20 protein-coding genes are annotated in these 25,358 nt (G+C 45.6%); 14 read left to right on the top strand and 6 right to left on the bottom strand.

From position 1 onward, the window contains the following. Positions 1-46: 46 nt before the first annotated feature. Positions 47-796: a type I methionyl aminopeptidase gene (map, locus tag ACQVGS_RS18010; RefSeq protein WP_024120572.1), complete on the bottom strand. Its 750-nt coding sequence runs from the start codon at positions 794-796 to the stop codon at positions 47-49. A 169-nt stretch (positions 797-965) separates the two neighbouring features. Between map and nagE the strand changes: the two genes are divergently transcribed. Then, the gene (nagE, locus tag ACQVGS_RS18005; protein ID WP_024120573.1) at positions 966-2,324 is read left to right on the top strand and encodes an N-acetylglucosamine-specific PTS transporter subunit IIBC; all 1,359 of its coding nucleotides are present in this window, start codon (positions 966-968) and stop codon (positions 2,322-2,324) included. A gap of 34 nt (positions 2,325-2,358) precedes the next feature. Here nagE and ltaS read toward each other — a convergent pair whose 3' ends face one another. Next, positions 2,359-4,305, bottom strand: coding sequence for a lipoteichoic acid synthase (gene ltaS, locus ACQVGS_RS18000; RefSeq protein ID WP_106021443.1), 1,947 nt, complete (start codon positions 4,303-4,305; stop codon positions 2,359-2,361). A 255-nt stretch (positions 4,306-4,560) separates the two neighbouring features. On the opposite strand from ltaS, the gene ACQVGS_RS17995 reads away from it, so the two are divergent. The 7 genes from ACQVGS_RS17995 to ACQVGS_RS17965 all read left to right on the top strand — a co-directional run bounded on the left by ACQVGS_RS17995 (position 4,561) and on the right by ACQVGS_RS17965 (position 13,193). Beyond that, positions 4,561-4,953, top strand: a complete 393-nt coding sequence (locus ACQVGS_RS17995) for a DnaJ family domain-containing protein (protein WP_059291655.1) — start codon at positions 4,561-4,563, stop codon at positions 4,951-4,953. A 136-nt stretch (positions 4,954-5,089) separates the two neighbouring features. Further along, positions 5,090-6,505: an alanine/glycine:cation symporter family protein gene (locus ACQVGS_RS17990; protein ID WP_024120576.1), complete on the top strand. Its 1,416-nt coding sequence runs from the start codon at positions 5,090-5,092 to the stop codon at positions 6,503-6,505. A gap of 712 nt (positions 6,506-7,217) precedes the next feature. Continuing rightward, complete coding sequence (treP, locus tag ACQVGS_RS17985) at positions 7,218-8,630, top strand: PTS system trehalose-specific EIIBC component (protein WP_059336022.1); 1,413 nt, start codon at positions 7,218-7,220, stop codon at positions 8,628-8,630. Between the two features lie 72 nt (positions 8,631-8,702). Continuing rightward, complete coding sequence (gene treC / locus ACQVGS_RS17980; RefSeq protein ID WP_106021442.1) at positions 8,703-10,388, top strand: alpha,alpha-phosphotrehalase; 1,686 nt, start codon at positions 8,703-8,705, stop codon at positions 10,386-10,388. Between the two features lie 20 nt (positions 10,389-10,408). Then, the gene (gene treR / locus ACQVGS_RS17975) at positions 10,409-11,125 is read left to right on the top strand and encodes a trehalose operon repressor (protein ID WP_024120578.1); all 717 of its coding nucleotides are present in this window, start codon (positions 10,409-10,411) and stop codon (positions 11,123-11,125) included. A gap of 136 nt (positions 11,126-11,261) precedes the next feature. Continuing rightward, positions 11,262-11,927 carry an NAD(P)H-dependent oxidoreductase gene (locus ACQVGS_RS17970; protein ID WP_255004979.1) on the top strand — a complete coding sequence of 222 codons (666 nt, stop codon included), beginning with the start codon at positions 11,262-11,264 and terminating at the stop codon, positions 11,925-11,927. A gap of 115 nt (positions 11,928-12,042) precedes the next feature. Continuing rightward, positions 12,043-13,193, top strand: a protein-coding gene (locus tag ACQVGS_RS17965; protein WP_491830318.1) for an IS3 family transposase whose coding sequence is annotated in 2 segments (ribosomal slippage) — positions 12,043-12,316 and positions 12,316-13,193 — 1,152 coding nt in all. Because the reading frame shifts where the segments join, the coding sequence is not laid out codon by codon here. Between the two features lie 58 nt (positions 13,194-13,251). On the opposite strand, the gene ACQVGS_RS17960 is transcribed toward ACQVGS_RS17965, so the two are convergent. Beyond that, positions 13,252-17,628, bottom strand: a complete 4,377-nt coding sequence (locus ACQVGS_RS17960; RefSeq protein ID WP_151174841.1) for a multifunctional 2',3'-cyclic-nucleotide 2'-phosphodiesterase/3'-nucleotidase/5'-nucleotidase — start codon at positions 17,626-17,628, stop codon at positions 13,252-13,254. A 242-nt stretch (positions 17,629-17,870) separates the two neighbouring features. On the opposite strand from ACQVGS_RS17960, the gene ACQVGS_RS17955 reads away from it, so the two are divergent. Next, positions 17,871-18,389 (top strand): type 1 glutamine amidotransferase domain-containing protein, encoded by a 519-nt coding sequence (locus tag ACQVGS_RS17955; RefSeq protein ID WP_059336024.1) that lies wholly within the window; start codon positions 17,871-17,873, stop codon positions 18,387-18,389. 34 nt (positions 18,390-18,423) lie between these two features. Here the strand turns inward: ACQVGS_RS17955 and ACQVGS_RS17950 are convergent, their stop codons facing one another. Beyond that, positions 18,424-19,620: an MFS transporter gene (locus ACQVGS_RS17950; RefSeq protein WP_103672414.1), complete on the bottom strand. Its 1,197-nt coding sequence runs from the start codon at positions 19,618-19,620 to the stop codon at positions 18,424-18,426. A gap of 163 nt (positions 19,621-19,783) precedes the next feature. Next, complete coding sequence (locus tag ACQVGS_RS17945) at positions 19,784-19,999, bottom strand: DUF1128 domain-containing protein (RefSeq protein WP_010333391.1); 216 nt, start codon at positions 19,997-19,999, stop codon at positions 19,784-19,786. A 201-nt stretch (positions 20,000-20,200) separates the two neighbouring features. On the opposite strand from ACQVGS_RS17945, the gene ACQVGS_RS17940 reads away from it, so the two are divergent. Genes ACQVGS_RS17940 through ACQVGS_RS17930 form a run of 3 tightly spaced genes read left to right on the top strand, consistent with a single transcriptional unit; the run spans position 20,201 to position 21,864 of the window. Further along, on the top strand, positions 20,201-20,671 hold the full coding sequence (locus ACQVGS_RS17940; protein WP_106021438.1) for a low molecular weight protein-tyrosine-phosphatase: 471 nt from the start codon (positions 20,201-20,203) through the stop codon (positions 20,669-20,671). Positions 20,672-20,689: 18 nt separating this feature from the next. Further along, positions 20,690-21,013, top strand: a complete 324-nt coding sequence (locus ACQVGS_RS17935) for a hypothetical protein (protein ID WP_095714626.1) — start codon at positions 20,690-20,692, stop codon at positions 21,011-21,013. A 23-nt stretch (positions 21,014-21,036) separates the two neighbouring features. After that, positions 21,037-21,864, top strand: coding sequence for a YihY family inner membrane protein (locus ACQVGS_RS17930; protein ID WP_024120586.1), 828 nt, complete (start codon positions 21,037-21,039; stop codon positions 21,862-21,864). A gap of 198 nt (positions 21,865-22,062) precedes the next feature. Here the strand turns inward: ACQVGS_RS17930 and ACQVGS_RS17925 are convergent, their stop codons facing one another. Continuing rightward, positions 22,063-23,238 carry an MFS transporter gene (locus ACQVGS_RS17925; protein WP_024120587.1) on the bottom strand — a complete coding sequence of 392 codons (1,176 nt, stop codon included), beginning with the start codon at positions 23,236-23,238 and terminating at the stop codon, positions 22,063-22,065. 167 nt (positions 23,239-23,405) lie between these two features. Here ACQVGS_RS17925 and cax point away from each other — a divergent pair, with 167 nt between their 5' ends. Both cax and ACQVGS_RS17915 read left to right on the top strand, forming a co-directional pair. Next, the gene (gene cax, locus ACQVGS_RS17920) at positions 23,406-24,461 is read left to right on the top strand and encodes a calcium/proton exchanger (protein ID WP_024120588.1); all 1,056 of its coding nucleotides are present in this window, start codon (positions 23,406-23,408) and stop codon (positions 24,459-24,461) included. 70 nt (positions 24,462-24,531) lie between these two features. Next, complete coding sequence (locus tag ACQVGS_RS17915) at positions 24,532-25,326, top strand: YfkD famly protein (RefSeq protein ID WP_081638251.1); 795 nt, start codon at positions 24,532-24,534, stop codon at positions 25,324-25,326. Positions 25,327-25,358: the final 32 nt, after the last annotated feature.

Here is a 25,358-nt window from a genome sequence, read left to right as displayed (position 1 = left end):
ATGCTTTACCTGTAATAGGAGGAGGCTAAACATACGAAATGTGTTTTTACAGCTTTGTCAGGATAATCGGCTCGTCTTTGGTGATGACGATGGTGTGCTCAACTTGGGCGACCATGCTTTTATCCGGCGTCTTAAAGGTCCAGCCGTCTCCAGCTTCGACGATGGTTTCCGCTTTTGTTGAAATGAATGGTTCAAGTGCGATCACTGTGCCGTTTTTGAAAAGCGCGTTATCAAATGGATCATAATAGTTCATGATGTGGTTCGGCGCTTCGTGAAGGCTTCTGCCGATTCCGTGGCCGGTCAGGGTTTTAATGACGGTAAATCCTTTAGAACGTGCTTCATGATAAACGGCTCTCCCGATCTGATTTTGGCGCTTGCCGGCTTTTGCCTGCTGCAGCCCTTTTTGGAAGGCATCCTCTGCGCATTGGCATAGCTTGTGAAGACGTTCTTCTCCTTCACCGAGGACAAACGAGATGCCTGTATCGGAGTAGAAACCGCCGAATTCAGCAGAGATATCAATGTTCACAAGATCTCCGGCTTTTAAAATAGTGGATGTGCTTGGAATACCATGCGCCACTTCATCATTTACGCTGATGCATGTCACACCAGGAAAGTCGTATTCTTTTTGCGGAGCCGAAACAGCGCCATGCTCGTCAAGCACCGCTTTTCCGATAAGGTCAAGGTCTTTTGTACTCATGCCGGGCTCTGCTTTCCGTTTCATTTCTTCACGCGCCAGCGCTACGATTCGGCCGATTTTTTTCAGGCCTTCTAATTCTTGATCGTTTGTTACAATCATCTGTCATTCCCGCTTTCTTTTTAAATAATCTAGTTTAAGCTTACCACAATTGGCTCTAGAATAGGAAACACGCGAACCTGGGAAAAAAGAAATATGCCGGGAAAATTGGTATAGATCACTAGATATCTTGTATGGTATATTTTTAAAAAAGGGTAAGAGGGGGATGGGTATGCTTTCATTTTTACAAAAGCTTGGAAAGTCATTTATGCTCCCGATTGCGGTTTTGCCTGCAGTCGGGATTATCCTTGCACTTGGCAGGGAGGATTTATTCGATATCCCGTTTGTTTATCAAGCGGGAACTGCTGTTTTTGATCACCTGCCGCTTATATTTGCGATTGGGATTGCCATCGGCATTTCAAAGGACAGCAATGGGGCCGCGGGTTTATCAGGGGCGATTTCGTATCTGATGCTCGACGCGGCAACAAAATCGATTAATGAAGCAAACAACATGGCGGTATTTGGGGGAATTATTGCCGGTTTAATTGCGGGTTACACCTATAACCGCTTTAAGGATACAAAACTGCCGGAATATCTCGGGTTCTTCAGCGGCAGACGGCTTGTGCCGATTGTCACCGCTATTTTTACAATCATTTTAGCAGGAATATTCGGTTCGATATGGCCGCCGATTCAATCGGGAATTAACGCGTTTGGGGAGTGGATGCTTGGGCTTGGAGGAATCGGCGCGGGCATATTCGGCTTATTCAACAGGCTGTTAATTCCGCTCGGTCTTCACCACGTGCTCAATAATATTTTCTGGTTCCAATTCGGCGAATATAACGGAGTGACAGGTGATTTGGCGCGCTTTTTCGCTAAAGACCCGACAGCGGGCACATACATGACGGGATTCTTCCCGATTATGATGTTCGGCCTTCCGGCGGCATGTCTGGCAATGATTGTGACTGCCAAGCCGTCAAAACGAAAAGCAACGGCCGGAATGATGATCGGTTTTGCGTTGACTGCGTTTATCACAGGGATTACGGAGCCAATTGAGTTTGCATTTATGTTTTTATCTCCGCTGTTATACGCAGTGCATGCAGTCTTAACCGGACTGTCGTTATTCATCGTTAATTTGCTCGGCATACGCTCTGGATTTTCTTTTTCAGCCGGTGCGATCGATTATCTTTTGAGCTACGGAATTGCAGAAAAGCCGCTGCTGCTGCTTCTGGTAGGTATATGCTATGCGGCTGTATACTTTGTCGTGTTTTACGTCTTAATTAAGACGTTGAATTTGAAAACGCCGGGACGTGAGGATGATGACTTGGATGAAGTGCTGGACGAGAACACAGCACAGTCTGTCAATGAAAACATCATGCTGAAGGGGCTTGGCGGAAAAGAAAACCTGCAGACGATTGATCACTGTGCGACAAGGCTGAGATTGACAGTGAAAGATACGTCTTTAGTAAATGAAGCGTTATTAAAGAAAGCAGGCGCAAAAGGAGTCGTCAAATCGGGCGGGCAATCAGTACAAGTCATTATTGGCCCGAATGTAGAGTTTGCGGCAGAGGAATTGCGTGCTGCAGTGAAATAAAAAAAGCAGAGAGGCCAGCCTCTCTGCTTTTTTCTTATTTATCTTCGTCTTCTGTTGACGTCTCTGAATCCTCGCCGTGTTTTGTGTAATCATAATCGGAAGGGTTCACCTTTGTAAAACCTTTCGGGTTGTAGAAACGCAGCAGGTCTCCGTTTATGATTTTATCGGACATTTCGAGTTCCTTCTTGACGAGTGAGTCTTCTGACTTGTCGATCTCAGATTCATCAAGCTGTTTCCCGGTTTTTGTGTCATAGTACTTGCCGGATATTTTCGTGTACTTCGGTGATATAAAGTCTCCGTTGCGGAACGGAATTACTTCACGGTGTTCTTTAGATAAAATATCAGAACCGGACATCAAGTAGTCTTTCGTATCCACTCCGAGCAAATGCAGAAGGGTTGGAGCCACATCGACGTCTCCGGCATATTTATGAACTTTTTCGCCCTTCACGCCGGCAGCGTGGATAAAGAGCGGCACCCGCTGAAGCTGGGCGTTGTCATAATCGGTAATTTCGTCTTTGCCAAGCACTTTCGCCATCGCGTTATTGTGGTTTTCAGAGATGCCGTAGTGGTCTCCGTACATCACGATAACCGATTTATCATATAACCCGTCTTTTTTCAGGTCATTGAAAAATTGTTCAATGGACTGATCAAGGTAATGGGCTGACTGGAAGTAGTTGTTGACGACAGAGTCGCCAAAGTCTCCAGCCGGGAAGTCAGTATCCCCCTCATCCATTCCGAATGGGAAGTGGTTAGACAGGGTAATGAACTTCGTATAGAACGGCTGCGGCAAGCTTTCTAACAGCGGCATTGATTCTTTAAAGAACGGTTTATCTTTCATGCCGTAGTTTTTCGTGTTTTCTTCGTTCATGTCATAGTAAGCAGAGTCGAAGAACTTATCGATGCCTTCCGCTTTGTACATTTCGTTTCGGTTCCAGAACGTCTGCGTATTCCCGTGGAACGTCGCAGATGTGTAATCTTTAGACTTCAAAATCGCCGGAACGGATTGAAGCGTGTTTTGCGCTTTGTTCACGAAAACGGAACCCTGAGCCAGCGGGTACAGAGAGTTTTCCATCATAAATTCTGCATCCGATGTTTTACCTTGTCCTGTTTGGTGGAAAAAGTTATCAAAGTAGAACGTTTCGTTATCGTGCGCCAGTCTATTTAAGAACGGTGTAACTTCTTTGCCATCAATTTTATAGTCGATGATAAAGGACTGTAAAGATTCAAGTGAAACGTAAATGACGTTTTTTCCTTCCGCTTTGCCGAAATACACATTGTTCGGCACATCGTAATTGGCTTTCATGTAGTTCTCAACTTCCGTTACGTCGCTTGAATCGGCAAGTGCGCGCTGGCTGTTGGATTTGACATTCTGCACAGCGTCATAAATCGTGAAATTGTATGTTCCTAAATATTTGACAAGATAGTTTCGGTCAAATGATCTCGTCAGCAATTCAGGACGGTCTGACTCCGCAACTGCCAGGTTGATTAAGAAAACGAGAATCGAAGACGCAAGAACGATTCGGAATGATTTTTTGTTAGACGTATCGGCAGGCTTGTTCACTTTAATCGCTAAGATAATCAGAATGATCGTATCGATAAAGTAAAAGGCGTCAGTCGGTCTCATCAGCGAAAATGCGCTGTCACCGAGTTGGCCGCCGTTTGTTTTAGCCTGCATAATGACCGGAATCGTAATAAAATCATTGAAGAATCGGTAATACACAATGTTTGCGTACAGTAAAAAAGACATTAAAAAATGAATCACTATGATGGCTGTCTGCTGTAATTTTTTCTTGAACAAAAGTCCAAATCCAAGAAAGAATAAGCTTGAGCTGAGCGGATTCACAAAAAGCAATATTTTCTGGATCGTGTTGTCTATTCCTAAGTTAAAGTTCAGGACATAACCGACATACGTCTTTACCCATAACAGGACGACCGCAATTAAGAAGAAGGCCAGTCCTCTTTCTTTTATAAATGTTTTCATTGTTACACTCCTTTTTTCCGATCACAGTTCGAGCGAAACGATAGAAAAAACGAACGTATCCAATATAACACGAATCAGCGGATTAGAAAAGTGAAAATCGTCCGATGGAAAAAGTGGCGAAAAACGCCGTCGAATCAACGTTTTCTTAGGAATTTGCCAGATGTAAAAGCAGGTTTATTACTGTAAATAAAGGAATAATATGGTTTGTGACAGCTGTATGATAAAATATGTTCATTAATGAAAAGAGGTGGGACGATGGATTATTCTCATATTGTGTCTGAAGATAAGATTAAACGCGCCATCAAAGACGGAGAATTTGACAACCTGCCGGGAATGGGAAAACCGCTGCCAAAGGATGATGCGGCCCACTTGCCGGAATCCCTGCGGATGGGCTACCGAATGTTAAAAAATGCAGGGATGGCTGAGGATGAGGGTGCACTTAAAAAAGAGCTTATGACCCTCAACCATTTAATCTCCAAGTGCTATGACGAAAAGGAACGTGAGCAATTAGTAAGAAAAAAATCAGAAAAGCAGCTGATGCTCGATAAGCTTGCCGACAAAAAAGGCATGTTTTCCAAACCAGCGTCATCGTTTTATAAGAATCAAGTATATGAGCGGCTGGGGCGAAACAGACCTTCTTCCACTTAGATTTTCCTTGTCAGGCGATGTTTTTTAGCCGTCCAGCTTCCTTTCTTCCTCAATTTGACTTAGTTCTGTCTGCCCTAAAAGGTTTATGTTTTTCCATCTGTGGGGAATTGACCCATAAACGGGAAAGGGTGATGGGATGCAACAACTATTAGAATGGGTAGAGCGTATATCTGATTGGCTGTGGGGGCCGCCGCTAATTATCTTACTGACGGGGACGGGATTGTACTTCACCATTTTGCTGAAGTTTTTTCAATTTCGCTATCCTTTATATATTTTGAAGCAGACGATCGGCAGCGTAGGAAAAAAGCCGAAGGGAGAGGGGACAGTTACGCCGCTTCAGGCATTGACATCAGCCCTCAGTTCGACGATTGGGGCGGCGAACATTGTCGGAGTGCCTGCGGCTATCATGTTTGGCGGTCCCGGGGCTGTTTTTTGGATGTGGCTGGTTGCCTTATTTGCTATGGCGATTAAGTTTTCAGAAAGTGTGCTTGCGGTTCATTACAGGGAAAAAAATGAGCAGGGTGAATTTGTCGGGGGACCGATGTATTACATAACAAAAGGGCTGCGCATGAAATGGCTCGGCGTGTTTTTTTCTGTTGCACTGATCGTAGAGCTGATTCCAAGCATAATGGTTCAGGGGAATTCAGTTTCAGTCTCTCTTGCCGAAACGTTTTCTTTCAATAAAATATACGCCGGAATCGGCATCGCGTTTTTGATTGGTTTAGTTGTAATTGGCGGGGTGAAGCGGATCGGAAAAGTAACTGAGTTTGTTGTGCCTCTCATGGCAGGTGCATACGCGGGAGCCGGTCTCCTGATTGTTCTTATGAATCTTTCATCTGTTCCGGCGTTTTTCTCTCTCATATTTTCGAATGCGTTTACTTCTTCTTCGGCAGCAGGAGGATTTGCAGGCGCTGCCTTGGCTGAAACCATCCGCTGGGGGTTTGCCCGCGGCCTGTATTCTAATGAAGCCGGGATGGGAACCGCCCCGATTGCACATGCGGCGGCAATGACTGACCACCCCGTAAGACAAGGCTTCTGGTCTGTGATCGGCATTGTCATTGATACCTTGATCATCTGCACCACCACGGCGTTTGTCGTCCTTGCATCGGGTGTCTGGACAGGGAAGAACGCCTCAAGTGACCCAGCAGCACTGACTACGGCTGCATTTCATCATTATTTCGGATCTGGCGGAGGGTACTTCGTTTCGATTTCTCTCGTCTTTTTTGTTGTCTCGACCATTATGGTTGTCATATTTTACGGCGTAAAACAAGCTGAATTTCTATTCGGACGGCTGTCGGGACATGTCATTAAATTCGTTTATTTAGCGGCTATTATCATAGGTGCCGCCGGCGGAGCAAAAGCCATCTGGGGCTTTCTGGACTTAGCGTTAGTTTTTATTCTCGTTCCGAATGTGATTGCGCTGTTATTATTGAGCAAGAAGGTAAAAGCGCTGTATACCGAATTTTTCACATCTGAACAGTATTACCTGAAAGATAGAAGAAAAACGAAACAGAGTGCTGTTTACCAGACAAAAGAAGCTGAAAACTCTTAGGGTTTTTGGAACTCAACATCGTCTTACTCTTGATGATCAATTAGATGAACAAAGGCAGCAAGATCGCATCACCACATTAATGAGCGTTATTGACTCTGAGGCTTTCTGTAAGTAAAGCCTCTCTGGAACCTCTGATGGCGGACTCGGCGATCGGTTCTTCAATGCTTCTCCTTTAGCCGCCTTTCATTTTTACAATCAGGCATTTTGACGTCGACAAAATAATAGTTTCAAACTCGTCTCTGCCAATACACTGGAAATAGACAGCGTATTGGCAGAGATTCTTCGTCTTTCTCTATTTCATCCTTCAGATGCCGCAAAAAGGAAGGAGGGCGTGATCCTGAATAGATTCAGATTTTACGATTCCTTCGATATATATAACAAATCCGCACAGTCCATTTCCGAAGTCAAACCCTTTAAACACGATATCTCTGAGCAGCTTTCTGTTAATAGTGTTTTCCTTGAGATAGGAGAAATCGGCCCTTCCTTGTTGGCCTCGAGCTCACGGAGGAACTTGCAGGGCATTCTCGTGTTTATTCATAGGGTTCACCTCTCAAAACATTTGCTAGCTTTTTAGAGTAACCTTTCTGTTAAGCCATTCTATGACTTTACGAATAGTATGAAAGCGCTATAAAAAGTTGTTGACTACATGTATATACAGGAATACAATATAAACATAAGTTGTATATACAAGTTATCAAACGGAGGGGTTGGCATGGGGGAACTGAACAGATCAGCACGGCAAATTGTTGAAGCAGTTGGCGGTGCTGAAAATATTGCAGCGGCAACTCATTGTGTAACACGTTTACGCTTCGCGTTAATAGATGAAAGCAAGGTTGACCAAGGGGTGCTGGATCAAATCGATGTTGTAAAGGGATCGTTTTCGACAAACGGGCAGTTTCAGGTTGTGATCGGCCAGGGAACAGTCAACAAAGTATATGCGGAACTGGTCAAGGAAACGGGGATTGGCGAGTCAACAAAGGACGATGTGAAGAAGGCCTCAGAAAAAAATATGAATCCTTTGCAGCGTGCTGTGAAAACGCTTGCAGATATCTTTATTCCGATTTTGCCGGCGATTGTCACGGCGGGTCTCTTAATGGGAATCAACAATATCTTAACGGCGCAGGGGATTTTCTTCAGTACAAAATCGATTGTGCAGGTGTACCCGCAGTGGGCGGATCTTGCCAATATGATCAATTTAATCGCAGGCACGGCCTTTACGTTCCTGCCAGCGCTGATCGGCTGGTCGGCGGTGAAGCGGTTTGGCGGCAATCCGCTCCTCGGCATTGTGCTCGGCGTTATGCTCGTGCATCCTGATTTACTGAATGCGTGGGGCTATGGCGCCGCGGAACAAAGCGGAGAGATCCCCGTATGGAATCTTTTCGGCCTTGAGGTGCAGAAGGTCGGCTACCAGGGGCAGGTGCTCCCGATTTTGCTCGCTTCGTATTTGCTTGCCAAGATTGAATTGTTTTTGACGAAACGGACGCCCGAGGGAATACAGCTTTTAGTCGTCGCGCCGATTACCCTGCTCGTGACGGGTTTTGCGTCCTTTATCATTATCGGTCCGGTCACATTTGCGATCGGGAATGTGTTAACTTCGGGGCTTATCTCGGTGTTCGGCTCATTTGCCGCGCTGGGCGGGCTGCTGTACGGCGGCTTATACTCAGCGCTGGTGATTACCGGAATGCATCATACGTTTTTGGCAGTTGATCTGCAGCTGATCGGCTCTAAGCTCGGAGGCACATTTTTATGGCCGATGCTGGCGCTTTCAAATATCGCTCAAGGGTCAGCGGCGCTGGCGATGATGTTTATCGTAAAGGATGAGAAACAAAAAGGCCTTTCCTTAACATCAGGCATTTCCGCTTATCTGGGCATTACAGAGCCTGCCATATTCGGGGTGAACCTTCGCTACAGATTTCCGTTTATCATTGCGATGATCAGCTCAGGGCTTGCCGGGATGTATATCTCATCTCAAGGCGTTTTGGCAAGCTCCGTCGGTGTTGGCGGCGTGCCCGGCATTTTCTCGATTATGAGCCAGTACTGGGGCGCATTCGCAATCGGGATGGCGATTGTCTTGATTGTTCCGTTTGCCGGAACATACGCTTATGCGCGACTGAAACGTAAATAACAAAGGGGAGCGGGACGTATTTTTGACGGTCCCTTTTCCCATTTTCATTAAAAAAGACGGTGGTGGAGACAGATGAAAACAGAACAAACACCATGGTGGAAAAAAGCCGTGGTTTATCAAATTTACCCGAAAAGCTTTAAAGATACGACGGGAAACGGTATTGGCGATTTGAATGGAATTATTGAAAAGCTTGATTACTTAAAAACGCTTCAGGTGGATGTTCTTTGGCTAACGCCGATTTACGACTCGCCGCAGCATGATAATGGGTATGATATTCGTGATTACTATACGATTTATCAAGAGTACGGCACAATGGAAGATTTTGAACGCTTATTAGCTGAAGCGCACAAAAGAGGCTTAAAAGTCGTCATGGATCTTGTAGTCAATCATACGTCAACTGAGCACAAATGGTTTAGAGAGGCGATTTCTTCAAAAGACAGCCCATACCGTGATTTTTATATATGGAAAAACCCGAACGAAGACGGGACAGCCCCGACAAACTGGGAATCGAAATTCGGCGGCTCGGCATGGAAGCTTGACGAAGCCTCAGGCCAATATTATCTGCACCTGTTTGATGTCACACAGGCTGATTTGAATTGGGAAAATGAAGAGGTCAGAAAGCATGTCTATGAGATGATGGATTTTTGGTTTGAAAAAGGAATTGATGGCTTCAGGCTTGATGTCATTAATCTGATTTCAAAAGACCAGCGCTTTCCTAATGCGGAAGACGATGATGGCCGTACCTTTTACACTGACGGGCCGCGGGTGCATGAATTTCTGCATGAAATGAACGAAAAGGTGTTTTCACATTATGACAGCATGACGGTCGGTGAGATGTCTTCAACAACTGTAGATCATTGCATCCGATATACAAATCCCGGCAATGAAGAGCTTGATATGACGTTTAACTTCCATCATCTCAAGGTCGATTATCCAAACGGAGAAAAATGGGCCTTGGCTCCGTTCGATTTTCTGAAGCTGAAGGAGATCTTATCTGTATGGCAGACGGAGATGCATGCGGGAGGGGGCTGGAACGCTTTGTTCTGGTGCAATCACGATCAGCCGCGCATTGTATCGAGATATGGAAATGACGGTCCATATCGGGTGAAATCAGCAAAAATGCTTGCGACGGCCATTCATATGATGCAGGGCACGCCTTATATTTATCAGGGTGAAGAGCTCGGCATGACCAATCCGAAGTTTACCGGCATCAGCTCCTATCGGGATGTCGAGTCGCTGAACATGTATTACGCCTTCAAGAAAAAAGGCATGGCGGAGAAAGAGATTTTAGCCATTTTACAGGAAAAATCCCGTGACAATTCCAGAACACCCGTCCAGTGGGATGATACGCCGAATGCCGGATTTACAACAGGCACGCCATGGATACCGGCCGCCGGAAATTACCGGGAGATCAATGCTGAGGCGGCGCTGAAGGACAAACACTCGGTCTTTTATCACTACCGGAAGCTGATCCAGATCCGAAAAACCTATGACATTGTCACAGAGGGAACGTATGAATTGATCGCAAAGGATGATCCGAACGTTTTTGCGTATATGAGACATGGCGAAAATGAGAAGCTGCTCATCATCAATAATTTTTACGGGACGGAGGCAGCCTTTACACTGCCGGACACGCTGAAGCCCGGCGAGTGGAAGGCAGAGGTGCTTCTGACAAACGATGAAGAGAGAGAAGAACTGAAGAATATGACGCTCCGCCCGTATGAGTCCATTGTTTATCATTTAACAAAACCGTGCTAAACTAAGCTGGGTGGTCATAAATGAAGGTGAATAAATTTATCACAATCTATAAAGACATCGCACAGCAAATTGAAGACGGCCGATGGAAGGCGGAGGAGATTCTTCCGTCTGAACATGAATTGACCGCACAGTACGGCACATCAAGAGAAACGGTTCGAAAGGCGCTTCACATGCTGGCTCAAAATGGATATATCCAGAAAATCAGGGGGAAAGGCTCCGTGATTCTCAACCGTGAAAAAATGCAGTTTCCGGTCTCTGGGCTTGTCAGCTTCAAGGAACTGGCGCAAACTTTGGGAAAAGAAACGAAAACAGCCGTTCACAAATTCGGGCTGGTGCCCCCGTCAGATCTGATCCAAAAACAGCTTCGGGCACAGCCGGATGATGACATATGGGAAGTGATCAGGTCAAGAAAGATTGACGGGGAGCATGTCATTTTGGACAAGGACTACTTTTTCAGAAAGCATGTGCCTCACCTGACGAAAGAAATTTGCGAAAACTCCATTTATGAATATATTGAAGGAGAGCTTGGTCTTTCGATCAGTTACGCGCAGAAAGAAATTGTGGCTGAGCCGTGTACGGATGAGGACAGGGAATTGCTTGATTTACGAGGCTATGACCATATGGTGGTTGTGAGAAACTATGTCTTTTTAGAGGATACAAGTCTCTTTCAATATACGGAAAGCAGACACCGTCTGGACAAATTCAGGTTTGTCGATTTTGCGCGACGGGGAAAATAAAGAGCGCCTGCCTGCGGCAGAGCGCTTTTTGTTTGGTATCAAAATTGATACTATCCAACAAAAATGTGCGTACTTTTACTTTTTATCATAATGGCTACAATAGAGATGAGAGTAACCTAAAGGAGAGGTGTTTAACATGACAGAACTAAAGAAACAAATTCTGGATGCATACAATTTCAGGCATGCGACTAAGGAATTTGACCCGAATAAAAAAGTGTCAGACAGCGATTTTGAATTTATTTTAGAAACAGGAAGACTGTCTCCAAGTTCACTCGGCCTTGAGCCTTGGAAATTCGTTGTTGTCCAAAATCCCGAATTCCGCGAAAAGCTTCGCGAATACACATGGGGCGCGCAAAAGCAGCTTCCGACAGCAAGCCATTTCGTCCTGATTCTGGCGCGTACAGCGAAGGATATGAAATATAATGCGGACTACATCAAACGTCATTTAAAAGAAGTAAAACAAATGCCGCAAGACGTGTATGAAGGCTATCTCAGCAAAACAGAGGAGTTCCAGAAGCACGATTTGCATTTGCTTGAAAGCGACAGAACCCTGTTTGACTGGGCATCCAAACAAACCTATATTGCGCTTGGCAACATGATGACAGCCGCTGCGCAAATCGGCGTTGATTCCTGCCCTGTGGAAGGCTTCCAATATGATGAAATTCATCGCATCCTTGAAGAGGAAGGCCTTCTGGAAAACGGAAGCTTTGATATTTCTGTTATGGTGGCGTTCGGCTACCGTGTGCGAGACCCTCGTCCGAAAACAAGATCTGCTGTTGAAGATGTTGTGAAGTGGGTATAAAAAAGAAAGCTGCTCGATAAGGGACTGACCCCATAAGATGAGACAAATAAAAAACACCTTCAAGTTTGAAAACGGATAGTTGTTATCCGAAATAAGACTTGGAGGTGTTTTTTGTATGGGAACAAGAATGAGTTATCCGATTGAAGTCAAACAGAAGGCTGTAGAAATGAGATTGGCAGGCGTGCCTATGAAAGAGATCATGCAGGAATTGAATATCAGGAATAAGACGCAGGTTCAGACATGGGTTAGATGGCATAAAGCTGGGGATACACATCGATTTGAACAGCCTGTTGGTAAGCAATACACTTACGGAAAAGGTCCGGAGTATTCTTCCGAATTAGAGAAACTGCAGGCAGAGAACCGTTATCTGAGACAACAAAATGAAGTTTTAAAAAAGTACAACGAATTGGAAAGGAAGTTGATAGCCAAACGTCAGTCGAACTTGTAGAAGTATTGCACGGCACAATGACCGTACAGAATATCTGTGTTCATTTAGGTATCTCACGAGCGTCTTATTATCGTTGGAAGAAGAACCTGATGAAAGATCATCCCAAGCGCCATTTTGAAAAACAAATCGGCACGTTGTGCCGAGAGCACAAGTATCGATATGGATATCGAAAAATTACAGCTATATTAAAAAAGGAAATGCGTATTAACCATAAAACGGTTCAGCGTATCATGCAGAAAAATCAGTGGCAGTGCCGGGTTAAGGTGAAAAAGTGCAAGAAGAATGGGCAGCCATATGCCGTGGTTGATAATATATTAGATCGGAACTTTCAGTCCGATCATCCTCTTGAAAAACTAGTAACGGATATCACGTATTTGCCTTATGGACAGAAACAATTGTATCTTTCCAGTATATTGGATGTATACAATGGAGAAGTAATTGCTTTCACGATTGGAGATAAGCAGGACACAGACTTTGTCTTAAACACACTTGATCAGCTGCCAACACTGCCTCAGAACTGCGTGTTACATAGTGACCAAGGATCTGTGTATACATCTTATGAGTATCAGAAAGCTGTTAAAACAAAAGGCATTACCATGAGCATGTCCCGCAAAGGGACGCCCGCTGATAATGCCTCCATCGAATCGTTTCATTCCTCACTAAAGTCTGAAACGTTCTATCTTAACAGCATTGATCGAACCACGACCGCCATCGTAGAACGCACTGTCAAAGAATACATTTATTATTATAACAACATTCGTATTCAAACGAAACTAAACAGCCAATCACCGATAAGCTATCGGCAATTGGCTGTATAAAAGGTGTTTTGATCCCTGTCTCAAAAACGGGGGTCAGTCCCATAACGAGCAGCTTTTTTTATGCTTCATTCGCTCTGTTCTGTTTTCTTCGCTGATGCAAATATAATGCTGTTCCGAGTGCGCTGATCAGAAATCCGGCCAGCAGGATGGAATACATGGAGGTGGCTGTGTCAGGAAGCAAGCCGCCAGCCGGTCCATCGGTTCCCGATCCGCCCGATCCATTTGTTGGTTCAGTGCCGGGAGGTGTTTGATCGCCGCCTTTGCCATCATTCGGCTGCTTTCCGCCTGGATTGTCGGACCCTCCGCCATTCTTGCCGTCGTCATCGCCGCCTGTCGGCTGATCGGACGGGAACGCCGGCGGTTTATCGTGAGCACCGGAATTTAAGATCGTGTATTCGCTGAAGTGGTTTGTGTATCCTGTTACAATATCGTCGTCAACTGATCCCTTTTCTGTCTTTGTAAAAGTTTTCTTTTTCCGGTCGACATGGTAAATGGCAGGGTTGTGAGCTTCTTCAATATCAAACATCCGAAGCGATAGCTCAACCGGTTCCTTGAATGATTTCACTTCTTTTCCTTTTTGCTTCACTGTAAAGTCATATACATTTGATAGGGAGACGTTTAATTCTCCCTTAGATTTGATTCCGATTTCAGTGTTCGCGGTTTTGATGTTCGCCATTGGAAGCTTCATGCTGTACCAGTAGTTGAACACCGTCAGGGAAGGATCTAATTCTCTATCCTTCAATAGCTTGACCTGGTCTTTTTTCATTTTTAGATTGATTGGTTTCTCTTGTGATCCTTCAGACGTTTCAAAATAGACAAACGGCTTGTTGGCGTTTTTGGCATAAATCGCAAATTTGTCTTCATCGAGTGTCCAGCTGCCATCCTTCTGCTTTGTCGGCAGGAATACTTCTTTGATCCGTCCTTCCATTTTAGGAGAGACCTTGTCACCAAGCTTTTTCAGCTGCTCGGTGAAAATCTCATAATCTACGTAGCCGAGGTCTTCACCATGAGAAGCTTCCGTAAAGACAGAGTATCCGTCTCCACCGCCGCCGACAAAATTATTTGTTGCGACGCGGTAGGTATCATCTGTATTCAGATCAACTTTGTCTCCGTTAGGCGATTCGAATTTCACGTCTAAAACACGGTGTCCAGGTTCGTTGTTTAATGTAAAGGTATATTCGATTCCAGCCACCTGAGGGAAGGCCCCGCCTCCGTTCTCCACATTGCTTAAGCCTTGTTCAAGAGCTTCTTTGATTTGTTTTCCGGTCAAATCAGCCACGTAAAGCGTGTTGCCGAACGGCATTACGTTCAGTACTTCGCCAAGTGTGATCTTGCCTTTGTCAATGCCGGCTCTGATGCCGCCGCCATTTGTAATCGCAATGTTGGCGCCGGATGCTTCTTTCGCTTTTGCAAGCATGCCGTCCGCGATGAAGTTTCCGAGATTGGTTTCCTTCGTGCGCACATGCTCACGCTGGCCGTCAAGGGCTACATCCGTGTAGCCGACTTTTTCATTTTTGACGTCCTCTAATTCTTTTTTGAACTGATCGAGCTCTTCTTTTGCTTCCGTGTTTTCTTCAGTATTCTCATCAATCGGCAGTGCGCTTAAATTTGATTTGTCTGTTTGAACGACGCCGTCATCATCAAATGCGACATCGACACGCCCTAAGAATTGGCCGTATTCTTTTGCCTGCGCCACGATTGTCGGTTCGTCGTTTTCCACGACCTCCATTTTGTCCACGAGAGTGTGGGTGTGTCCGCCGATGATCAAGTCAATGCCCTTCACTTTTTTGGCTAGCTCAAGATCGCGGTTATGCCCAATGTGAGTAAGCGCGATAATTTTGTTTACTTTTTCTTCTTCCTGAATCGTTTTCACGGTGTTCTGCGCAGTTTTAAATGCGTCGTTAAATACAATGCTTTTGCCCGGGCTTGATGTTGTGGCTGTGTCTTCTGTTGTCAGTCCGAACACGGCGACTTTTTCACCGTCAACGTCTAACAGAATGTACGGATGGATGCCCGGCTCTTTCTTTTCTCCCGCAGTAAAGGTCTGCGGCTTTTTGACATATGATTTCAGCTTAGGTTCATTGGATACATCCACATTCGCGCTGACGATTGGGAAATCAGGCGCTTCAAAGTGATAGCGATTCGCCGGATCGACAGTTGTGCTGTGCCCGCTGAGAAAATCAGAAAGAACGGACGGACCTTTATCAAATTCGTGGTTTCCGAAGGTCATGGCGTCATAACCCATCATGTTCATCAGTTTCAGGTCGGCTAAACCGTTCCATTTCGTGAAATACAGGTCGCCGGAAAACACATCTCCCGCGTCAAGCAGGATGTTGTGGTCTGTTTCGTTTCTTACTTCGCTGATTTTCGTCATTCGTCTGGCTGCGTCATCAAGGTGCGCGTGCGTATCATTTGTATGCATGACGGTAAGATCCCATAATCCGCCTTCAGGAGGATCGGTATCTGAATCGTCGTCAAATTGAAGCTTGTACACGCCATAGCCTTCATTTGAAGAATGTTTCACATAAGCGACATCATCGGCTTTTTCCGCAAAAGGCTTGGCTAAAAGCGAAGATTCAAACGTCAAATTCGTGCCGGAAACCGGTGCAATCGACCAGTTGTTATCGGCTTTTGGATTTAATGTTTTCTGTTCAATAATGTAATCCATCAGTACCTGTCTGTTTTCAACTGCGGAGCCGTGGACAATCTTATCACTCGTCAGATGAGGGAAACCGCCGCCGCCGGAGGCCCGGTAATTATTCGTGACTACGAGAAATTCCTGGCTCGGGCTGATCGGTTTGCCTTCATAGGAAAGGTTGATGATCCGGCTTGAATCCGCGTTAATCACTTTTCCGTTTTCGTTGTATTTAGCCGGTTTTGTGACATCGACCTGATAGGTAACGCCGTCAATCACGTCAAAGTTGTAGGAGCGGAAATTCTCATTCAGCAAGGCTTGATCGCCGCCTTTTGACGGATCGATTTGATTAAATTGGCCCGCTGACATGTCGAGCCAGTCCTTCACCTCGCTGCCGGTCAGTTTCACGATCTGGAGGGTATTATCGTACAGATACAAGTCACCGACGTTTTTAATCGCAAGATCCCCGGCCGGAATGTTTGTATAGTAATTGGCTCCGTTTCTGCCGCCGGCTTTAAACGGCGCGCCTGCTGACAAAATCGGAAGATCTTTATACTCGGTATCCTTCATTTCGTTTTCCGCGTACCATTTTTGCGCATCTGTCACAATTTGAATAGAAGGGTCGTCCTTGACTTGTGCAAAGAAGCTGTTAATGTCGGCTTCTGTTTTTCCGACAGGCTTTCTGACATATTCCAGCGTGTTTTGATGTGTTTGCTGAATGGCTTTTGTGACGGCTTCGTTTCTGGATGTGACGCTGCCGGAAATTGATTCGATGCTGCCCTTGGAATCTGCGACCTTCCACGAGCCGTCTGTTTTTTCAAGCTTGAGGTCAATGACGCCTAAGTATTTGCCCCAGCTGCTTGGCATGACGACCGGAATGCCGTTAATGGTTCCTTTTTCAACATCAAACTGAGCGGCACCCGCATATTCTGCGGAAGGGAAGAGTCCGTGCTGATGGCCCGAGACAATCGCATCAATGCCCTTTGTTTTCGTGGCCAGGTCAAAAACAGCGTTTTCTGCACCTGACGATTGCGCCTGCTTTTCAATACCAGTGTGGGCAAGGGCAATAATGAAATCCGCGCCTTCTGCCTTCATTTTCGGAATCGTTTCATTGGCAGATTCGACGATATCCTGCACCTGAACCTGTCCTTCGAGATTCTTTTTGTCCCAGGTCATGATTTGCGGCGGGACAAAGCCTATGTAGCCTACTTTGATCTTCTGTTCGTTTCCGTTTTCATCTGTGACTGTTTTCTCGTTAATTACATACGGCGTATAACGGTGTTCACCGCCAGTTGTTTTAACATTGGCGTTTACAATCGGGAAATCGGCTCCTTTTATCGTACCGTCAAGAAAGTCGAGCCCGTAATTGAATTCATGATTGCCAAGTGTTCCTGCGTCATACTTCAGCGCGTTCATGACGCTGATAATCGGGTGGGTTTTTGCACCGGAGATAATGTTGTCTTTTTCGTATTTCACTGCGTATTCGCCCAGCGGATTGCCTTGAATCAAGTCACCGTTATCCACGAGCAGGGTGTTTGGGTTCTCCTGGCGGTGCTTTTGGATCAGCTGTGCCGTTCTGGCAAGCCCGAATTCTGTCGTTTCTTTGTCGCTGTAGTAGTCGTAATCCATCATGTTGGCATGAATATCAGTTGTAGCCAAAATACTGAGATTCACTTGAGGAGCCATGTTTTCTTCTGCATGAACGGGCGGTGTTGGGAGGATTAGGCTAAGTATCATAATTGGGGGCAGCAGAATACGGAGAATGTTACTGACGTCTTTTCGTCTTTTCTGTATTCTCACCAGTTCTCCACCTTTCAACGAAATTTGTGTTACTGGTTCTATTGTAAGAATATTTTGTAAGCATTTGTAGATGTTTCTTTATGATTATTGTAAAAGGGAGAAAAATAAGTATTATGTATCATCTTTGGGTGATGTGAATTGGGTCATTATGCTTATCGTTTGTCAGCTCTGCAAAATGTTTATTATATTGTGGCTGGGGTAGAGTGTTTTATGTAGACATATTAAGGGGGAGGTTATCAATCATGGGTAAAAAAATCGCAGTTGTGCTGACAGATTATTTCGAAGACAGCGAGTATACTGAACCAGCAAAAGCATTTAAAGAAGCGGGGCATGAGCTGACCGTTATTGAAAATGAAAAAGGGAAAACCGTAAAAGGCAAGCAGGGAAATGCGCAAGTCACAGTCGATGCGTCTATTGATGACGTAAACCCTTCCGACTTTGACGCGCTTTTAATTCCGGGAGGTTTTTCACCTGACCAGCTTCGTGCCGATGAGCGTTTCGTCCAGTTTACAAAAGCGTTTATGACGGACAAAAAGCCGGTATTTGCGATTTGTCACGGCCCGCAGCTGCTGATTACTGCTAAAGCGCTGGAAGGCAGAAAAGCGACAGGCTATACGTCCATTCGTGTAGATATGGAATACGCTGGGGCCGATGTCGTTGACCAGGAAGTCGTGGTTTGCCAAAATCAATTGGTCACCAGCCGCACGCCGGATGACATTCCTGCATTTAACCGCGAATCTTTGGCACTGCTTGAAAAATAACAAAAACGGACGCCCTGCGGGGACGTCCGTTTTTTCATGATAGCTTGGAACCTGCGGTCAGTTTATTGTATCTGTAATACAAAAAGGCAGCAGCTGCTGTTCCGATGACGGCAATGCCGAAGTCGAACATAAAGATATGGGCTATGCCTCCCGCTTTTGCGATGAGCCCGGTGGCAATCGGCAGCAGAATCGACGCAATACTTGAAGCTGTCGCAACAATTCCGGTGACAGTGCCTTTGCGGTTCCAGAAAAGCTCTGTCATTAATGTAACGGTAATTTGAAACACACCCGCGGTTGAAAATCCTAAGAAAAAGGCTGTGATGTCCAGTACAACTGGGACGTGAACTGTCAGCATAACGGCAAGCGTACATAAGGTAATAACGGGGTACAGCAGCGTAATCATCACCGGTTTTACCCATCTGTTCAGCAGAAGGGCTAATAATAAAACAGATACCAAAGCGCCTATACTATAGTAGCTCAGCAATTGTACGGAAGCTGATTCAGCTAACCCTGCAGCCTTTTGGGCGAAGCTTGGAAGCCAGATTTGAGAGACTGTGAATAAAGCGGTTGATGTAAAACCAATGATAATCAGCGCGGCGCCTTCTTTCTTCATGTCGGGTTCAGATAAGAAAGCAGGAGATCCCTGTTGCCCGGTGCTGATGGGCTGTTTCTGTTTTTTTGGCAGCGAAACCGCTGATAAGCAAAGGATGTTCAGCACATAGACAGCTGCCGGCAAATAAAATGCATATCCGTAGAATAGGCTATGGTCTGCCAAAACTGTAATCAGGAGCGGCAAAAGAGCGGCCCCGAGAGACATAAAAGCTTTTACCAAGACATTCGCCGAGCTGGGGGCAGTTGGGAAGAGCTCCGTTAAAGCCGGATATGTTCCTGCGTCCATGGCCGAATTTGCGACTCCGGCTAATAAAGCAAACACAAACGCAAGTTCATAACTCGGTGATAATGGAATACCGATTAAAAAGACAGCCATCATTCCGGCGGAAGCCACAATGAGCGGTTTTCTGCCTATTTTATCTGATAAAACGCCAGATATTCCGTATGTCAGCAGCTTGCCGAATCCGATAGCCGCAATCACATAACTGATGCCTGTCGGGTCGGTATTCCACTGCTTCGTTAAGGAGGACATGTTAGATGCGAGAATGATATTGACCATTCCGAGCAAGAAGTAGTTGATGTACATTCCGGATGCTGTTTTGACGTATTTCGTTTTCATTCTAGTACTCCTTCAAAATCTTATTCGGCCATTTGCTGTATTCGCCGGTCTCAGGAAGCCCGGCGCCTTGCTGCCGCGTCTTTCCGGCTCCCTAATAAACGAAAGCAAAAAGAATCATCTTCATCAATAAGAAAAAAGGCTTGCCGGATGCCGGCAAGCCCCATTATTTTCGAAGTGATGCAAGTTCTTGAGCGATCGCCTGCATTTCGCTCGGGCTGAATGCTTCTTTTTTCATCACCATTTTATGAAGGTAGGTGAGGTCCTCTATTTTTTCGTCGCTGAAGTCTTCTGCTTTGATAACCCCGACATTCAGCATGTTCAGTTTTTGTGAAATCTCTTCAATCATTTGAGTTAATGTTTCTGTATTTTGGCTGGACAAATGATTACATCCTTTCTTTCGCGTCATTTGGTATGTTTTATTCTAACAGAATTCCATCAGAAAAAAACCCTATTCTCATTTCGTCCATTTATTTCAAAAAAGTGGTGACATCAGTTGAAAAGTGATTGAACATCCTACTAAGATAGCGGTAAAGGTTTCTTTTTAGAGAAATATGGGCAAAGAATAGGGAGGTTGCACAACATGATCAGCGTATTATTTGTTTGCTTGGGAAACATTTGCCGGTCTCCAATGGCGGAAGCGATATTTCGGGACTTGGCAGCAACAAAAGGATTAGAGGGGAAAATCAGAACAGACTCAGCCGGCATCGGCGGCTGGCACATCAGCAATCCTCCGCATGAAGGAACGCAGGAGATATTGCGCAGAGAAGGAATCAGCTTTGAAGGCATGCTGGCGCGCCAGGTGCGCGAACAGGATTTAACCGATTTTGATTACATCATTGCGATGGATGCAGAAAATATCGGAAGCCTGAGAAGCATGGCGGGTTTTAAAAAAGCCGCACAGATCAAGAGGCTGCTTGACTACGTTGATGATTCAGATCTTGCGGACGTTCCCGACCCTTACTACACTGGGAACTTTGACGAGGTCTATCAATTGATCAGATCAGGCTGTGAGCATCTGCTTGCATCCATTCAAGAAGAAAAACAATTGTGAGGGAAAGGAGAGTTCATCATGAACAATGAACGCTGGTTGCTGAAAGGTGTCATTCTCGGAGCTGCGGCAGGTGCGGCGCTATCCTTGCTCCATAAGCCGACGAGACAGGCCTGCGGCATGAGATGGATGACGTGCAAGCATAAAATGTCTCTGTATAAAAACAATCCTGAACTATTGAAAAACAATGTCATGACAAAAATTGATGAAGCAAAACAGCTGGCCCAGACGCTGTCAGATGAAGTCGGCTTCGTTAATCAGCAAGTCAAAGAGCTGAAGAAAACAACGCCGAAAGTGATGGAGCTGGTACAGGAAACAAAGGAACATTTTACAAAAGATAAATGATCAAACATTCGAGGTGAGACGACATGAACTTTCTGAAAGAGCTGTTCGGCAGATACACCCTTCATGAGGGGCAAAGCAAATCTGCGGAGCTGGCGTATTTTTTTCTGTTATCGCTGTTTCCGTTTTTGATTTTTATGCTGACGCTCACCGCGTATCTTCCGATTTCTACAGATGACGTGCTGGGGGTTGTAAAACAATACGCTCCCGGAAGTGCGATGTCCCTCGTTGAATCCATTACCCACCAAACATTAAATGACCGAAACGGCGGATTGCTGTCATTCGGGATCATCGCGGCGTTATGGTCTGCGTCTAATGGAATGAATGCCATCGTCAGATCGTTAAACCACGCGTATGAAGTGGAGGAAAACCGCTCTTTTATCATTGTACGTCTAACCTCAATTTTTCTGACGATCGCCATGGTGTTTACCATTTTAGTTGCCTTGCTTCTGCCGGTATTCGGCCGGCAGATCGGAATGCTTGCTGCGGACTTTGTCGGCGCTTCGGACCTGTTTTTATCCATCTGGACTGCGATCCGCTGGGGAGTCAGCCCGCTTGTGCTGCTGATTGTTTTTTCCGCTTTGTACGTCATCGCGCCTAACAAAAAGCTGTCGCTTCGCTTTGTAATGCCGGGTGCGCTGTTTGCGGCCATCGGCTGGATTGTCGTCAGCACCCTGTTTTCGTTTTACGTCAGTACATTTGCGAACTATAGCGCCACATACGGAAGCATTGGGGGGATCATCGTCCTGATGATCTGGTTTTACTTAAGCGGGATTTTAATTATTTTAGGGGGAGAAATCAACGCGCTTTTACATAAACGTAAAAAGCTTCCTGATGAAAATCCCTACAATTAGCGCACCCTATAAAGGAACTTCAGTTCAAAAATGATCCGGGGGGCAAAACGTGATGACAAAGCATACGAAAAAAGGCGGAAGCCATAACAAACAGAACTCAAAGAGCAAATCGAGTCATAAAACAAGCGGAAGTGCCAACGGACAAAACGGCTATCATTAGAACAAAAGCCTCCTGACTTTGTGTCAGGAGGCTTTTTCTTATGAAGAGGAAGAATAGGTCTCAGCAGCTGGCCAGATTTTCGGTTTGCCTAAAGCGATAGCGAGCCAGACAGCGGCCAGAATGAGGGTAATCAAATAAAACAAGTTAGCGCTTTCGAAGGTCTGCATATACCAGCCGCCTGCAATCGGCCCGAAAATGCTGCCGAGACTGAATGAAATGCCGCAAAGCAAATTCCCCGCCGGAAGCAGGTGGGACGGAAGAAGGTCTGTCATAAAGCTGATGCCGAGTGTAAAGGTTGACCCGACTGCCATGCCCGCAATAAAGAAGCAGCAGCCGATCACGTAAGGAAAAGGGAACACGCCTGCGATGAGAAAGCAAAAGGCCCCCGTCAGCAAAATCACAAGCAGCACATTCCGTCTTCCGTATTTATCGCTGAGAATGCCGAGCGGGAATTGAAAAATAATGCTTCCGATCGCAAATGCAGGAAGAATCAAAGCGACGGCGTCCACAGATAAACCCAGACGCAGCGCATACACAGGAAAGCTGCCGTTTAATGCAGTCTCCAGAAATCCGTACCCGAACGTAGGCATAAACGCCACCCATGCAAACAGCATAGCCTGGTAAAAGCGTCTGAAACTATTGTCTGATTTGGTTTCGTGAGGGCTGGTTTCCGGGTATGCATTTTGTAGCAAGAAAACAAAGAGCCACGCAAGCAAACTGATGCAGCCTGACACGATAAAAGGCAGTGCCGGACTCAGCTTAACAAACGGGACCATAAACGGACCCGCAGCAAAACCAAGGCCAAAGGAGAGTCCGTAAATGGAAAGATTTCTCCCGCGGTTTTGCTTTGACGACATGGAGGTCACCCACGTTTGCGTAGAAAAGTGAAGCATATGGTCGCCGATCCCGATGAAAAGACGAAGCAGGAACCACATCCAAACCGACTGAAGCCAAATGAACCCGAACAAGCTTAAAATGACGATGCTTCCGCCAATGACGATCAGCGGTTTGAAACCCAGTTTTCTAAGCGGGGCTTCCATAAACGGAGAAGCCAATAGCACTCCGATATACAGCCCGGTCGCATGCAGGCCGTTAATCGCCGCTGATTCACCATTTGTTTCAAAGATAATCGAGATGACGGGCAGCAGCATGCCTTGTGAAAACCCGGATATGGAAACGAGCAAAACCAGAATAAAAAAATGCATTCGTGACATCGTGTCTGTTCTCCTTTGTGAGATCTATGTTGATCGTACACCGATTTCCAAAAGCCGGCAACCTGAAAAAAGCCTATATCGCGCGCAAACATTTGACCTCGTGTAATCATGATGATTTTTGTGAAGAATAAAAATAAAACAAGTCATACAAAAGGAGTCAATTCACTATGAATCGTATCTTTTTTATATTAGTGGCGGCTGGTGTTCCGCTTTCTGTTATCGGCAGTTTGATGCATTGGCCTTCTGCCATTCTCTTTGCAGTCTATTGTGTAACAATTATTGCTCTGGCAAGCTATATGGGAAGAGCGACAGAATCGCTGTCCATTATTGCCGGGCCGCGGATCGGCGGTCTGTTGAACGCCACCTTCGGGAATGCGGTTGAGCTGATTATTTCGCTATTTGCGTTAAAGGAAGGCCTTACAGGAATCGTGCTTGCCTCTTTAACAGGTTCAGTGCTGGGAAATCTCCTGCTGGTTGCGGGCTTATCGTTTTTTGTCGGCGGTTTAAAATACAAGCGGCAGGAGTTTAATATCCATGATGCACGCCATAATTCCGGGCTTTTGATTTTCGCCATTATTGTGGCTTTCGTAATTCCTGAGGTATTTTCGGTTGGAATGGGGGATACAAGCAAGCTTAATTTAAGCATCGGCATCAGCATCATTTTGATTCTGTTATATGTGGCGGCTCTGTACTTTAAGCTTGTCACGCACCGCGGTGTATATCAGCCGAACAATGCTGTCCAGCCTGAGGAAGAGGAGCAGCCGGAATGGTCAGGGAAGGTTGCCACGATTGTTTTGTTTGCAGCAACAATTGTCGTGGCGTACATATCCGAAAACCTGGTGCACACATTCCACTCGGTTGCTGAACAGTTCGGCTGGAGCGAGCTGTTTATCGGGGTCATCATCGTTGCGATTGTCGGTAATGCGGCGGAACACGCGTCAGCCATCATTATGGCCTATAAAAATAAAATGGATATTGCAGTTGAAATTGCAGTCGGTTCGACGCTGCAGATTGCTATGTTTGTCGCACCGGTTCTTGTGATCTGTTCCATCTTTTTCCCGGTAAGCATGCCGCTTGTGTTTACACTGCCGGAGCTTGTCGCGATGGTGTCTTCCGTTCTCTTGATGATTGCCATTTCGAATGATGGTGATTCCAACTGGTTTGAAGGTGCCACGCTGCTAGCGGCTTATGTCATTATGGCAATCGGCTTTTTCCTTCTTTAACCTGAAAAAATGATGGATAACAACAAAGCGGGATGAAAAGACTAAGGGAAAATGCGATAGAAAGAGTGATATGATGAAAAAGCTATTTCATTCCACACTTATTGTGTTGTTATTCTTTAGTTTTTTCGGCGTTCAGCCCATCCACGCGAAGAAGCAGTTTAAGGTGCCAAATTCTGTAGCAAGCATTTCGAAAGAAAACACGTATCCGAATGCTTCACAGGATCAGCCGATGCTTCAGCCGAGCAAGCTGGCTAAGGAACTGCTGAGTTCATCAGAGGTACAGATCGAAAATCCGCACCTTATCAAAATGCTGAACGAGTCTACGGTCTCTGGCACACCGCTTGCGGTCGGCTACCGGGCCACAATATTTCTCGGGAAATGGGCGCTTGGATATGAATCGAATGAAACAGTCGCCAACTGGGAATATAAAAAAATCAATACAAACCGCGCGGATAACCGCGGCGGAAAACAAACGGCTGAAATGCATTATGCCCAAGAGCAGCAATATAGAGTAACGGGCGGCCTGACAGCAAAAGTTCCAAACACGGAAGATGTCAAAAGCATGATGATGCTGAAGGCGATGAAAAAAACAAATCTTCCGCTTGCATTTGAAACGGTCATCGGAGCGGGAACAAAACGAGACCAAATTTATAAAGTCGCTCCGAAAAAACTCGGTTATTTAAACGCATATGCTCCGGCTGTGAATGAAAAAGGGAAAGTGACTTACGGAGAAGTCTATTTAGTGCTCAAAGGCAATAAACGAAAACTTGTTGTGAAAAATGTCACGTCACAGGGAATCGGCGCGTGGATTCCGGTTCAAGACCATGTCACGTTTAGCTTCCAGCTTTCCTCACAGCCAAGATAAATAAAAAACTGATTCCTATAATGGAATCAGTT

Source organism: Bacillus sp. SD127, assembly GCF_058566445.1.
The sequence above is the reverse complement of the archived record's forward strand: the minus strand, read 5'-3'. Positions and strand labels throughout refer to the sequence as shown.